The sequence below is a fragment of the Bradyrhizobium sp. CCBAU 11361 genome, from assembly GCF_028128935.1.
Taxonomy (GTDB): Bacteria; Pseudomonadota; Alphaproteobacteria; order Rhizobiales; family Xanthobacteraceae; genus Bradyrhizobium; species Bradyrhizobium niftali.
The window spans coordinates 14,953-27,711 of sequence record NZ_LBJZ01000200.1; the positions used below are offsets into that span (position 1 = coordinate 14,953).

Sequence of the window (12,759 nt, forward strand, 5' to 3'; positions counted from 1 at the left end):
GAGATTGATAACGCGGGAGGCTCGGGTTGAACATGCAGTCGAACTCGGATGCACAATCGCTGGCATCTTCGATTTCCTCGGACTATGCCGCAATGGAATCGTCGATCGCCTTCTCGATCGGAATCGGACTGAACCGATCCACTCGGCGCCCACTGACGACCCTCTGTGCAATAGTCCGGCCCTTCTATCTGTGATTGGCTAGAGCTCGACGGCGTTATGCGGTTCGAGCTGAGACGGTTGAGGCCCAAATGCCGGCCAAAGAGTATTTTGACGCGGCGCGGATTGTACTCCAGATCGACCGACACGATGCGTTCGGCCTAAGGCGCTTGCTGAAGACTATGAGCGGCGCGCGGAGAAAGCCCCGCGTGCTGATGTGGCGGAGGCATTGGCTTCCTTTCTGAGGCGACCGGCCGTTCCTATCAGAACTATGAAAACGAAATCTCGTCGAACAAAATAAAGTGAGGCCGCAGCAGTCCGAGCCGTACACCGGCCGCGACACGCAGCAACCGTAACGCGCGCTATCGAGTTGAGCCTGGGATTTTCCGAGCGCGCAAAGAGGTAAGTTCAGCTGCGTAGCCGGACGCGCGACCGTTTGATGGTGGACGATACGACCCGATCGTAGGTTTCGAGTGCCGCCTCCGTCGCCAACTTGACCATTTCGCGGTAGGCGGCCTCGTTCACTTGAGTGTAACTGTCGCGGATTGCTCCAGCCAACTCTTCTTCGGTGACCGATAATCGATTTAGCTCTGCTTGTCCCGTAAGGTGGCTATACAGATTGAGACGGTACACCTCGGTCGAAAGTTGCCAGGCCCAATCTTCGAGATTTAGTTCTTCAATCATTACCGCAATGCAAAACGGAAGGATAGGAAGGTAACGCAGATACCGGATGCAGATCGATTTAAGAACCAACGCATGGTTGGCCTACTACTCCGCTCTGGCAGCGAGACCGGCTCCAATAATTGACGCGATCGCCCCTATCGCCATAGACGCCATCACACCTCCCCAACCTTTTCCCGCATCGGTCCCATCCGACGGTGCGACTCAGCCCTAGTGCATGATTTGCTTCAGGAACGCGCGGGTGCGCTCGTGCTTAGGATCCGAGAAGAACTGGTGAGGCAGACCCTCTTCTATAATCACGCCAGCGTCCATGAACACCACTCTGTCCGCAACACTCCGCGCAAAGCCCATCTCGTGAGTCACACATACCATCGTCATCCCTTCGCGCGCTAGCGAGACCATCACGTCGAGGACCTCCTGGACCATCTCTGGATCCAAAGCTGACGTCGGCTCGTCGAACAGCATAACTTTCGGCTTCATGCAGAGCGCTCGCGCAATCGCAACGCGCTGCTGTTGTCCGCCCGAGAGCTGGCTTGGATACTTGTCCGCATGCTCGACGATCCGCACCCGTTCCAGATATTGCCTTGCCGTCGCCTCGGCCTCCGGCTTTGGGATCTTGCGGATCTTGACTGGCCCGATCATCAAGTTCTGCAGCACGGTGAGATGCGGAAACAGGTTGAACTGCTGGAACACCATTCCGACATCGCGGCGCACCACGTCCACATTTTTCGTGGTGTGGTCGAGTTCAACGCCGTTGACGATGATTTTGCCGTCGCGGTGCTCCTCGAGCCGGTTGATGCAGCGAATCATGGTTGATTTTCCGGACCCGGAAGGACCGCAGACCACCACGCGCTCGCCGCGCGCGACGCGGAAGTTGATGTCCTTCAGCACTTGAGTGCTACCGTACCACTTGCTGACCCCTGTCATCTCGATGATTGGCGCGGCTACGGCGGCACTTGTCGAATCAGGCTTGCTCATCACGGAGATCTCCAGGACTCACGCGGCCATCCAGCCGCCATCGACGAGAATATTCTCACCGGTGATGAAGGTTGCATCGTCCGAAGCCAGAAAAAGCGCAGCCCCGGCGACGTCGTCGGGCGCGCCGAGGCGCGGCATCGGCGTGCGGCTGCGTGAATAGTCCATCCAGCGTGCTTCTGCGGCGCGACCCGGCTTGCCCGTCACGATCTTGCCGGGCGCCACCGCGTTACAGATGACATGATCCCGCGCATAATCGGCGGCGATTTGCCGGGTGATGTAGACTACGCCGGCCTTCGAAGTGCCATAGGCGATATCCTCCGGACAGGCGATCATGCCGTGTTGAGATGAGATGTTGACAATACGGCCGCGCACGCCGTTGCGCGCCTCCTGCTTTAGCATCGCTGCGACGGCAGCCTTGCTCATCAAGAATACGCCGGTGAGATTGACCGCAAAGGCGCGGTTCCACTCGTCAAGGCTGGTCTCGAGCAAGGGCTTGCCGATCCCGATGGCCGCATTGTTAACGAGACCATCAAGCCGCCCGAAGGTCTGCACGGCCAGCCCAATCGCCTCTTGAGTTTCGCTTTCGGACGACACGTCAGTGCGGATGAATTCTGCCTCGTGCGCGGCTGCCCGCAGCCGATCGATGGTTGGAACACCGCCTTCACGCACATCGGTGGTGACATCGGCCAGCACCAGCCGTGCGCCTTCGGCAGCAAAACGGAAGGCGATCGCGCGCCCAATACCGGACGATGCCCCTGTGATCACGATCGATTTGCCAAGTAGTCGCCCGGTCATGACGCCCCCCCGGAAGCCCTGCCGTTAAGTCCCATCCAAGATAAATAGTCAGCGGCCGCCTCGCTCACCGGAAAGGCCGGGCTGGAGCCGGTGTCGCGGGTAAGTCGCGCGATACTCAATGGCGCGCGATCGGCAGGCAGGTTGTAGACAATGCCAGCGGTCTCACCCGATGCGGCAAATCGCCAACGGAAATCCGGAAAGCGAGCCTCCAACGTTCGACACCAGCTCGGCAGGTCTGACACGCAGCCGCCACCGACGTGATAGATCGCATGGTCGAGGGCCACACCCATGGCGACTGCAGCGATACCGGCGGCGGCATCACGCGAGTAGATCCAGTCGGCGCGCATCGCACGCGGTAGCACCGCCTCGTGACCAGACTGTAGTGCCTGCAGGACCTGGTGGTGCGGGCTGAGCGCATCTCGCACCGTGGTCGGCAATTCCCAAGGACCATAGACCGGGCCAAGCCGGACGATCCGTGTGTCGCAGCCGTGAAGATGCGCGATCCTGATCGCCGCCTGTTCCGCCGCAAGCTTGCTGATACCGTAGAGTGCGGCGGGCGCCGGATGACTGATCGCCTCCTCAAAACAGCCGGACGGGGTGGGCGCAGAAAAACCGTAGACGGCAACAGAACTCACTACGACGATACGCCGAATTCCGCCATGCGCGATCGCGCGCTCCATCAGGTTGACGGTACCGCCGACATTGATGTCGACGATCCGGCGAGCATCCGTACGCTCACGCTGCTCATTCGGTGTCACTGCGGCCGCGTGGACTATGCGGTCGATTGGCGCAGCTGCCAGCGCCTCGTCGAGATCGGTTTGGCACGTGACATCGCCGTTGACGCAGACGGCGCCTGCAAGCTCAGATCGCGCCAGCAGCTCCATCGGGGCCGGCGCCAAGTCGAACAGCACGACACGCTGGCCCGCCGCCAGCAAACGCTCCGCCAGCGCGAGTCCGATGAATCCGGCACCGCCCGTGATCAACGTGGCCATAGCTTACCGTGCTACCAGTGCTTGCCGCTCCAGACGCGCCACCCAACGCGCGATCGGATACAGCAGGACGAAGAAAATCACCGCCGCCGCCATCAGCGGCGTCGGATTATAGGTCTGCTCTTGAGCGACGCGTGCCGAGCGCAGCAGTTCTGGCAGCGCGACCAGCGCACCGATCGAGGTGGCCTTGATCAGCTCCAGTGAATTGCTGGCCAGCGGCGCTAGCACATTGCGTATCGCCTGCGGCAGGACGATGTAGAGCACGACATGCAGCGGCTTGAAGCCCAGCGCGCGCGCTGCCTCGTACTGACCTCGAGGCACGGACGCGATCCCGGCGCGAAAAATTTCGCCGTAATAGCCGGAATTGTTAAGCACGATCGCGAGAATGGCGGCAGCAAATCCGCCCAGGGTCAAACCGAGAAACGGCAGGCCATAGAACACGAGGATCAGGAGCACTACCACCGGGAACGCCCGGAAGACATCGATATAGACCAGCAGAGCGACGTTCAGCCAGCGATGGTGGAAGCTGTAGGCCACCGCGATGGAAAGACCTAGCAGGAGGCCGAGTGGCAGAGCCACCAGCGCCAGGGCCAGGGTGTAAAGCAGGCCCTGCAGCAGCAGCGGATAAACCCGCATCAGCGCGTCGACGTCGGCAAAATTGTCAAGCAGCGCTTGCATTACATCCTCTCATCGTCCTTGCGCCGATCGCCGCTCGATCCATCGGCTAGCAACTACGAGCGGCAGAAAGAACAGCACATAAAAGGCCGCTGCGAGCGTCAGTGGCGAGGGGTTCGCGACAATTGCAGTCACGCTCTGCGCCTGGCCCAGGGTTTCCGGCAATGACACCGCGGTGCCCAGTGCAGTGCCCTTGCTGATCGAGATCGCCCGGTTGGTTAAAAGCGGCACTGCGAGCCGGAAGGCCTGAGGCAAAATGATCTGCAGCAACGTGCGTAACCACCCAAATCCGAGAGCGCTCGCTGCATCCCATTGTCCGCGGGGCACCGCCATGATGGCTGACCAGAATATCTCGCTGCTGAACGCCGACAGCACCATGGCCAGCGACAGCACCGTGGTCACGAATGGCGAGAGGGTGAGACCCACGTACGGCAGACCGAAATAGATGAACACGATGATGACGAGTTGTGGCAACGTCCGCAGCACGTCCACGTAAACAACGATCAACGCGTTCAACAGCCGCAGGTTGGCACAACGAAGCAGCGCCAACAGCAACCCGGTCGCGATGCCGAACACGAAAATCAGCAGCGCGACGGCGACCGTCACGCGAAATCCCGCCAGCACGTCCGGAAACGCGAGCGCGATGACCTTCGGATTGAAATAGTACTCGAGAATGCGGTCCATCGGCTGTCACCAAGTGGCGGTCGGACCGCCTTGCGATCCGGCTCTCGTGCCTGGCTACTTCTTGCACGCCGGAATGTGGGCGGTCGGCTCGAAGCCTTTGAAGCCGGGAGGCCCGTAGCCGAAAAACACCGTCTCGATCGCCGAGCCGGGATCCGGAGCGGCCCCGTACCACTTCTCGTGCAGCTTGCGCAGCCGCCCGTCGAGTTTCATGCATTCAATCACGCTCTCGACCTTGTTGCGATACTCGGCGTCCTCCAAACGGAACGCATAGGCGAAGTTGCGGCCGTTGAAGTCCTTGTGGCCAACCTTGATCGTTTTGTTCTGGCTGGCCGCATACACCGTCGTCGGAATCTCGTTCAGCGCGGTGAACGCGCGCCGGGTCAGCACGGCCTGCACGCTGTCCGGAAAGGTATCGTAACGCTGCACCTCGAACCCGTACTTTTCGGCATTCGCGGTCGCCCAGGTGTCTGAGATCGTGCCGCGATTCACTGCCACCGCCTTGCCCTTTAGATCTTCAAAGCCTTTCATTTCGTCGGCGACACGGACCAGAAAGCCGTTTCCGGTGGTAAATAGCGGTTCGGTATAGAGCATCCGCTCGGATCGTTCGGCTGTCAGGTTGAGCGGGTTGACCAGGAATTCGACCCGCTTGGCAAACAACGCCGCAAACAGCCCCGAGAAGTTGATGTCGACGATTTCGACCTTCGAACGGCCGAGTTCCTTACCTATCTCGTTAATCAGATCTACGCCGAAGCCCTCGGGTCCGTTCGCTCCTCGGACCATCCATGGCGCGACACCAAAATCGGACGCGACCACCAGCGGCTTATCGGAGGGATGATCTGCCTCCTGAGCGTGAGCCGGGTTCCAGCCTGCGACCTGGATCCCGGCCAGGATCAAGGCGATTACAAGATGCTTCGATCGGAGCGTCATCGGTCGGGTCCTTCCATGCTCAAGGCTTCACGGGTTGTGCGGGATGGGTGGCAATCCAATGCCGGGCAATGTCGGCGCGCCGGCAAATCCAGACCGCATCACGCTTGGCGACGTGGTCGAGAAACCGCGCGAGGCCCGCAGCCCGGCCCGGATGGCCGGCGATCCGGGTGTGCAGGCCCACCGACATCATCTTCGGCGCGCTTGCGCCTTCGGCATGAAGCATGTCGAAGGCATCTTTCAGATAGACGAAGAAATCGTCAGCCGTCGTCATCGCGCCACGGATGAACTTGGCGTCGTTGTTCACAAGACCATACGGGACGATCAGATGCGGCTTGCCCGCGGCGGTGGTCCAGTACGGCAGTTCGTCATTGTAGGCGTCGGAATCGTAAAGGAAGCCACCCTCCTCGGCCACCAGCCGGCGGGTGTTCACGCCCGCGCCGTAGCGGCAATACCAGCCGAGCGGCCGCTCACCGGTCGTCCGGGTGAGACTCGCAATCGTTTTTCTGATCCGCTCGCGCTCCTCATCTTCGCGGAGATGCTGATGCCGCTCCCAGCGCCAGCCATGGGCGCACACATCGTATCCATGCTCACGGATGGCCGCGGCCGCCTCCGGGTTGCGCTCCAGCGCGAGGGCGCAACCCATCACGGTGGCGGTCATGCCGCGCTCCGCCAGTAACCGGATCAGCCGCCAGAAGCCGACGCGGCTGCCATATTCGAACATCGATTCCGCAGCGAGATCCCGTCCCTCGAAGCCGCCCCCGCCCTCCGTCAGCGCCGTCTCGCTGACGCCGTCACCATCAGCAAACGACGCCTCCGACCCTTCCTCATAGTTGATACAGATATTGAGCGCGACGCGCGCAGCGCCAGGCCATTTTGGATCCGGCGGATTACGTCCATAGCCGATGAAATCGCGATCGTGATCAGCCTGAGCGGGCACGGTTGTTTGCCTCCTATGAGCCTGCTGGCGGCATCACGATGGTCACCGCGACATCGAGACCGAAGAACACATCATCGTCGTGCAGGCCGGTTAGCCCCATCGCCACCGCAAACTCCATGGGGGCGTCGAGCACAGTCATCGGATGATGCCACACATTGCGCGCGTAAGTGACGACCTGGTCGGGGCTCGCGATGAACCCGCGCAGCGTCGTCAGGTCAGGATCACCATTAGGTGCGGCTGAGCAGACCACGGCCAAATAGCGCGCGGAGCCGAGCGGCACGAAGGTCTGCGCGGAATATGGGTGCCGCTCCAGCATGGTAGCTCGCAGTGGAAGTCGTCCCAACGTCACCGCTCCGCTGATCCAGAGCGAGAACGAATTTGCCTCGTCCGCACGGTTCTGCATGGTCGGAAGGTAGCGCCTTCGTTCGCCGGTCGGACGCGAAGCCACGTCGCCGAAAGGAGCAAAGGCCGCGGCGGACAGCGGCTCGAGCGAAACCGTATACGAAGGAGAATCGTTCATGAGAGCTGATGTCCCGGCGCCGGTACAGGCCGGCTCATTATACCAGTGGTATACCATTGGGCCTCAGCGTTATTGCTTTGTCAAGGTCGCAAGCAGCGACCTCCGCGCACATCGGCGGCAATCGAAGGTGAAAAATCGAGCAGAATGCAGCGCGGTTGAACAAGCCTGCGCTGGCCAGGGACCTTGCAGAGATGGCGATCAGCCGTGACTGTCGGGCAAGAATATCCCGAACGTTTCCAGCATGCCCTGGCGGACATTGGTGAGATGCTGGATCATGGCATGGCGCGCTACCGCCGCGTCTCTCTTGATGATGGCGTCAACAATGGCAAGATGCTCGCGACACGCCGGCAACAGACGCTCGGGACGCCGCTCGACGTTGCACATCCTGATCTTGCGGCGGGTCTCTCCGATCAGGGCGGCGAGAGAGCGGTTGCCGCAATGACTGGCGATCTGGTCGTGGATCTCGTCGTCCAGCGTCCAGTGTTTGGCCTTGGTGATTTCAGCGGTGGACACGATCTTCTCAAGGCTGGCCTTGATCGGCTGCAGCACATCGAGGCTGATACGGGTCGCGGCAAGTGAAGCCGCCTCGCTTTCAAGAATGAGTCGCAGATGGATCAGTTCGAGCAATTCGGCGACGCCGATATTGCGAACGATCACCGAGCCATTCGAGAGCTGTTCCAGCCTACCCTCGCCGAGCAGACGGCTGATTCCTGCACGCAGCGGAGTACGCGACACCTTCAGACGAAGTGCCAGGCGTCGCTCCTCGATTACTTCACCCGGCGCAAGTTGCTGCGATTCAATCAGGTCTAGAAGCTTTCGATAGGTCGCCTCGGTGACGCTACCGTCCGACCGCAGACGCCTCGGCGCCTCTGCCGCTGCTGCACGGAGGGCAGTCGTTGCGGATTGGCGCTTGCGCGCGGTCGACTTGGTCACGTTCATTCCTCGGGGTGCCGTTCGCCAACGGCAGATTTGATAGTCATGCAATTGCGACTTGTCGAGATGCGTCGCGTCGGGCTTATCCTGCATCGAACAGGATGATAGGAGATACGAAACCCACGCTGCACCGCCGCATGTTGCTCCCGCCGGCATTTGCTAGGCAAGCACCTTGGCTCTGATTTATCATGACCTTTGTGTATCCGAATGGAATACCGCTGGCGTGACCCTCGCGGCCGTGCGGCCGGACGTCAACTGGCGTGTTGCCCGACCCAACGGACCAGCCGAGATCGATTCCCATCGCCCGTACGACCATCCGCCGATTGCGATTCGACTTCTCCGACATCGTTTCACGCCTGCCCGCGTCGGAGTGGCGGCGGTGCGAACAGACAACCGCTCCTGGCGGAGATCCCTTTAGCGACTTCTGCGTTGAGCTTCACACCGGCGCCTGCTGCTAGATTGAGGTCATTCCAGACGCCGTTGGATTTGACGGGAAATCGGCACAGAATAAGGTCTGACCATTGGTAAGCCTTCGCTGCACGATCAGGTAAGCACCGACGGCGGACAACCAAAGGGCGAACTTGCCACCAGATAGAGACCTTGCAGCGATGGTGTGCGCCATGTCGACGGACCCTACGCTGGTTTGGCTCCAACTTTCTTGAAGACCACCCAGCGTTCAATAGCTCGAAATCTCATCACCCCTGCCAACTTGCTCATTCTGGTGGCTTCGATTATGTATAGACATGTTCGAATAAGGGGTAACCGGAATGACCGACCGCGTACTCGCCTTCGACGGGATCGGACAGGACTTTCCGTCCCCGGGACAGCGCGCGAACATCCGTGTGCTCGATGGAATCAGCTTCGAGGTCGATCGTGGGAAATTCGTCGCGGTTATCGGTCCCAGCGGGTGCGGCAAGAGTACGTTGCTCCAGATGGCGGCCGGGCTCCTGATCCCAACCCGCGGTGCGGTACGCCATCGAGGCCGCGTGGTCGCTTCGATCAACACCGAAGTCGGCTTCGTGCCTCAACAAGCTCAACTATTCCCTTGGAAGACCCTGTCCGAGAACGTCGAACTTCCCCTCTTGTTGCGGGGCGTTGCGACCGAGGAACGCAGTAAGCGGGTCGCGAACGCGCTCGGCTCCGTCGGCCTCAAGGGCTTTGAACACTATTATCCCAGCCAGCTTTCTGGCGGCATGCAGAAGCGCGGTTCGATCGCGCGAACGCTGGTTTACCGTCCAGATATCATACTGATGGACGAGCCTTTCGGGGCGCTCGACGCGCAAACTCGCATGGTGATGCAGAGCGATTTGCAGAAGCTGTCCATGGAAGCAGGAGCGACCGTCGTGTTCGTAACACACGACATCACGGAAGCCGTTCTGCTCGCCGATCACGTTGTCGTACTGAGCCAGCGGCCATCCCGCCTACTCGCTAACATACCAATCGATCTCCCGCGGCCACGCAATATGTTCGAGCCATTTCGCAATCCAGGTTTCGACGCCGCCTACGACGCCGTGTGGACCGAGTTCCGTTCGCAGATCGACACCGGACAAGTTCATTGAGCGAGGGCAAGCCGATGACCGACCTGGCGTATCCCACCTCCACGGATGCCAAGCCACCTCGCCGAGCTCTCCCCGCAAACATTGTCAGGACGCTTCAATTTTTTCTGAAACTTCTGCCGGGCGTCGCTCTGCTTCTGTTCTGGCAGTACTCGTCCGGAAGACTGATCAAAGAGATCTACGTCAGCAAGCCTACCGCGGTCGCCCAACGCCTCTACGAGCTGTTTGCCTCGGGTGAGATCTATCCGCATCTTTGGACCACCGGCCAGGAGCTTGTGCTCGGTTACGTCCTTGGCGTCGCAGGCGGTGTGGTCGGCGGCTACACCCTCGGCCGGTCGCCCCGTCTGGCGCGCATTTTCGAACCATACGTGATGGCGTTTTATGGCGTGCCAAAGATCGCCCTGGCGCCGCTCTTCATCATTTGGTTTGGTATCGGGATGGGCTCGAAAGTCGCGCTCGCGTCGATCATGGTGTTTTTTCTAGTCTTTTACAACGTGTTCGCTGGCGTCCGCAGCGTCGATCGCGAACTCGTCAATCTGACCCTGGTGATGGGAGCAAACCAGCGACAGCTCACCTATCACGTATTTCTCCCGGCAGCCGCCCCGTTCGTCATGTTGGGTATGCGGCTTGCGATTCCGTACAGTGTCATCGGCGTGATTGTTGGTGAGTTTACCTCCTCCGCCCAGGGGCTGGGGCTCTTCATCCACGAAGCCTCGTCGACATATGATCCGGCCGGCGTATTCGCCGGGATCGTAATCCTCCTTGCATTCGTAACCGTAGCGAACTTCCTTGCTGGTCGCCTCGAGCGCCGTCTGCTGCGGTGGCGCTCGCTATCGGGGACCGGTCCGGTCGACATTTAAAATGGAGATCTTCATGCGCACGATCCTTAGCGTAGCAAAGGTTGCCGTCATCGGGGCTACGTTGGCGATGGCGTCCAGTCTGGCCAATGCACAGCAAGCGGTGCGGATCGGGCTAGGCGCTCCAACTTTGAGTTTCCTACCTATCTGGTCGGCCCGCGCTCTAGACACGTTCAAGTCAAACGGACTGACAGCAACAGTCGTTGCGTTGCCCGGCGGCGACGCCTCTGCGCTGGCTGCGCTCGATTCCGGCGACATCGAACTTGCGGCTGTCGGCCCCGATTCGATGCTGCGAGCAGCGGCAAAGGGCCAGCCTTTCGAAATCGTCTACTCCCTAATGTCGAAGGTCACGCTCCAGCTTGTTGTCTCACCCGCACTATTGGAACGCACCGGCGTTAAGACAACCGATCCGTTGGAGAAAAAGCTCGCTGCCATGAAGGGCACGCTCGTCGGCGCAACTGCGCTTGCAGGCGCGCAGGAGATCGCGGCGCGCTGGCTCGCGGGCAAAGGCGGTCTTGATCCAAAGAACGACCTCAAGGTGGCTCAGGTTGGTAATCCAACAGCCATTCAAGCCGCGCTCGAGGCAAAGCGGATCGACGCCTTTGTGCTGTCTCCACCGGAAGGATTCCTCGCCGAAAAGGCCGGAACTGGCGTTGTACTTGTGTCGCTTGGCGACGATTTCCCGCTGCTTGCCAACCAGCCCTACCTGGTGCTCGTCGCCAAGAAACCCATTAGCCAGGCGACGGCCGATCTGATCGCAAAGACAGCAAAGGCCCTGCAAGAAGGCGGTGCTGCGGCGGTAGGTAAGCCGGACGAGACTGCGAGCGCGATACAAAAGCAGTTCTTCGCAAAAGCGGATCCCCAAGCTATTGCCGCCGCGCTCAAGACGATGAACAGCGGCGTCGTCGATGGCGGTAAAATTGACGTTCAGAGCATGCAGAATGCGCTGACTTTCGCGAAGGAGGTAGGGACCAACTTCGGCAAGGAGTTCGACGCAAAGTCTTCCGAGAACGATTTGTGGACGAACCAGTACGTCGAAGCAGCCAAAGCGAAATGATCCGCTCTGCCGACGATCTCGAAGCGACCAAGCTACCGGATAACGGAAAGACTAGCCGCTCGGGGTAAATCTGGCGACCAGGTCATATAGTTGCGCGGGGTGGGTAAATCGCACCGCAGTAATTGGCTCACCGTTGCGCCACGTCCATCGTTCGATGACGAGACATGCTGTCCCCACGTCTATCGCAAGTTCGGTGGCAACGGCAGCATCAGCGTTGAACGCGGATATGCGGTGCTCGGCTTCAGTCCACGGCACGTGGTCGACCAACCATGTGCTTGGCGGCACGACCGAAAAGTCCTGACGAGAAGCATCAGGCACCGCCTTCAGATTCAGCAAGCGATCTTCTAGCGCGAAGGGCTGCTCCGCGGCGTCATGACGACAGCGTACCGCCAGAATTGTTTCGCGAAGATGAACCTCGAGTCGCCCTATGTCCTCTCTAGTTGCGCCTCGCTGCTGCCGGTCAAGCAACTCGTAGCCATACCGCTCGCCGCGACTTTCGACCTCAGCCTTGAGATCGGGGATCTGCAGTACGGCAGAATGGACTTTCGGACGTGCGACGAAGCTGCCAGCTCGGCGGCGCCGTTCTACCAGGCCGGACGCTGCCAGCGCCGAAACGACTTTGTTCGCCGTCATGCGGGCGCACGAATATGTCTCCATAATCTCATGCTCGAACGGAAGCCGGTAGCCGGGCGGCCACTCGCCCGAAAGAATGCGGCCTTCAATGTCGCCCCGGATGCGTTGATGGAGGGTCGTCCCCGTCCCACTTCCCCGTTTTGCTACCGTGCTCATTCTAAGAATAGATCTCCAAGTCGGCGGTGGAAGCGCAACATCCGATCCTGTGCAACCGACCATGGCTGCCGCCACAACAAGGCCAGCTTGAAAAAAAGCAACCGAAGCCTGCAAAAGCGGCCTCTTCAGAGCAAGCCTAGAAATCCCATCCATATGTATAGACAAATTCTGGAATAACGCCAAGTATGTCCAGGCGATGGACCTGTGCCAACAATTCGATCCAGA

Annotated in this window: 14 protein-coding genes; 3 read left to right on the plus strand and 11 right to left on the minus strand. The window is 60.1% G+C overall.

Annotated elements, in window-relative coordinates:
- Positions 1–564: 564 nt before the first annotated feature.
- From XI08_RS43535 to XI08_RS43580, 10 genes are all read right to left on the minus strand, one after another.
- Positions 565–840, minus strand: coding sequence for a hypothetical protein (locus tag XI08_RS43535; protein ID WP_271579147.1), 276 nt, complete (start codon positions 838–840; stop codon positions 565–567).
- A 207-nt stretch (positions 841–1,047) separates the two neighbouring features.
- Positions 1,048–1,815: an amino acid ABC transporter ATP-binding protein gene (locus tag XI08_RS43540; RefSeq protein WP_271579148.1), complete on the minus strand. Its 768-nt coding sequence runs from the start codon at positions 1,813–1,815 to the stop codon at positions 1,048–1,050.
- Between the two features lie 18 nt (positions 1,816–1,833).
- On the minus strand, positions 1,834–2,610 hold the full coding sequence (locus tag XI08_RS43545) for an SDR family NAD(P)-dependent oxidoreductase (RefSeq protein ID WP_271579149.1): 777 nt from the start codon (positions 2,608–2,610) through the stop codon (positions 1,834–1,836).
- Positions 2,607–3,602, minus strand: coding sequence for an NAD-dependent epimerase/dehydratase family protein (locus XI08_RS43550; protein ID WP_271579150.1), 996 nt, complete (start codon positions 3,600–3,602; stop codon positions 2,607–2,609). The genes XI08_RS43545 and XI08_RS43550 overlap by 4 nt, the downstream gene beginning before the upstream one ends.
- Before the next feature lie 3 nt (positions 3,603–3,605).
- Positions 3,606–4,277 (minus strand): amino acid ABC transporter permease, encoded by a 672-nt coding sequence (locus tag XI08_RS43555; RefSeq protein WP_271579151.1) that lies wholly within the window; start codon positions 4,275–4,277, stop codon positions 3,606–3,608.
- A 9-nt stretch (positions 4,278–4,286) separates the two neighbouring features.
- A complete protein-coding gene (locus XI08_RS43560) occupies positions 4,287–4,958 on the minus strand; it encodes an amino acid ABC transporter permease (RefSeq protein WP_271579152.1) in 672 nt (223 codons plus the stop codon).
- Positions 4,959–5,012: 54 nt separating this feature from the next.
- Positions 5,013–5,885, minus strand: coding sequence for a substrate-binding periplasmic protein (locus tag XI08_RS43565; protein WP_271579153.1), 873 nt, complete (start codon positions 5,883–5,885; stop codon positions 5,013–5,015).
- 19 nt (positions 5,886–5,904) lie between these two features.
- The gene (locus tag XI08_RS43570; RefSeq protein ID WP_333929555.1) at positions 5,905–6,606 is read right to left on the minus strand and encodes a polysaccharide deacetylase family protein; all 702 of its coding nucleotides are present in this window, start codon (positions 6,604–6,606) and stop codon (positions 5,905–5,907) included.
- A 229-nt stretch (positions 6,607–6,835) separates the two neighbouring features.
- Positions 6,836–7,342, minus strand: coding sequence for an ureidoglycolate lyase (locus tag XI08_RS43575; protein WP_271579155.1), 507 nt, complete (start codon positions 7,340–7,342; stop codon positions 6,836–6,838).
- Between the two features lie 198 nt (positions 7,343–7,540).
- Entirely contained in the window at positions 7,541–8,275 is a 735-nt protein-coding gene (locus XI08_RS43580) for a GntR family transcriptional regulator (protein ID WP_271579156.1), read from the minus strand.
- Positions 8,276–9,042: 767 nt separating this feature from the next.
- On the opposite strand from XI08_RS43580, the gene XI08_RS43585 reads away from it, so the two are divergent.
- From XI08_RS43585 to XI08_RS43595, 3 genes are read left to right on the plus strand one after another with little or no spacing between them, the layout of a single operon-like run.
- A complete protein-coding gene (locus tag XI08_RS43585) occupies positions 9,043–9,834 on the plus strand; it encodes an ABC transporter ATP-binding protein (RefSeq protein ID WP_271579157.1) in 792 nt (263 codons plus the stop codon).
- Complete coding sequence (locus XI08_RS43590; RefSeq protein ID WP_271579158.1) at positions 9,831–10,691, plus strand: ABC transporter permease; 861 nt, start codon at positions 9,831–9,833, stop codon at positions 10,689–10,691. The genes XI08_RS43585 and XI08_RS43590 overlap by 4 nt, the downstream gene beginning before the upstream one ends.
- Before the next feature lie 13 nt (positions 10,692–10,704).
- Entirely contained in the window at positions 10,705–11,745 is a 1,041-nt protein-coding gene (locus tag XI08_RS43595) for an ABC transporter substrate-binding protein (RefSeq protein WP_271579159.1), read from the plus strand.
- A 51-nt stretch (positions 11,746–11,796) separates the two neighbouring features.
- On the opposite strand, the gene hutC is transcribed toward XI08_RS43595, so the two are convergent.
- The gene (gene hutC, locus XI08_RS43600) at positions 11,797–12,534 is read right to left on the minus strand and encodes a histidine utilization repressor (protein ID WP_271579160.1); all 738 of its coding nucleotides are present in this window, start codon (positions 12,532–12,534) and stop codon (positions 11,797–11,799) included.
- Positions 12,535–12,759: the final 225 nt, after the last annotated feature.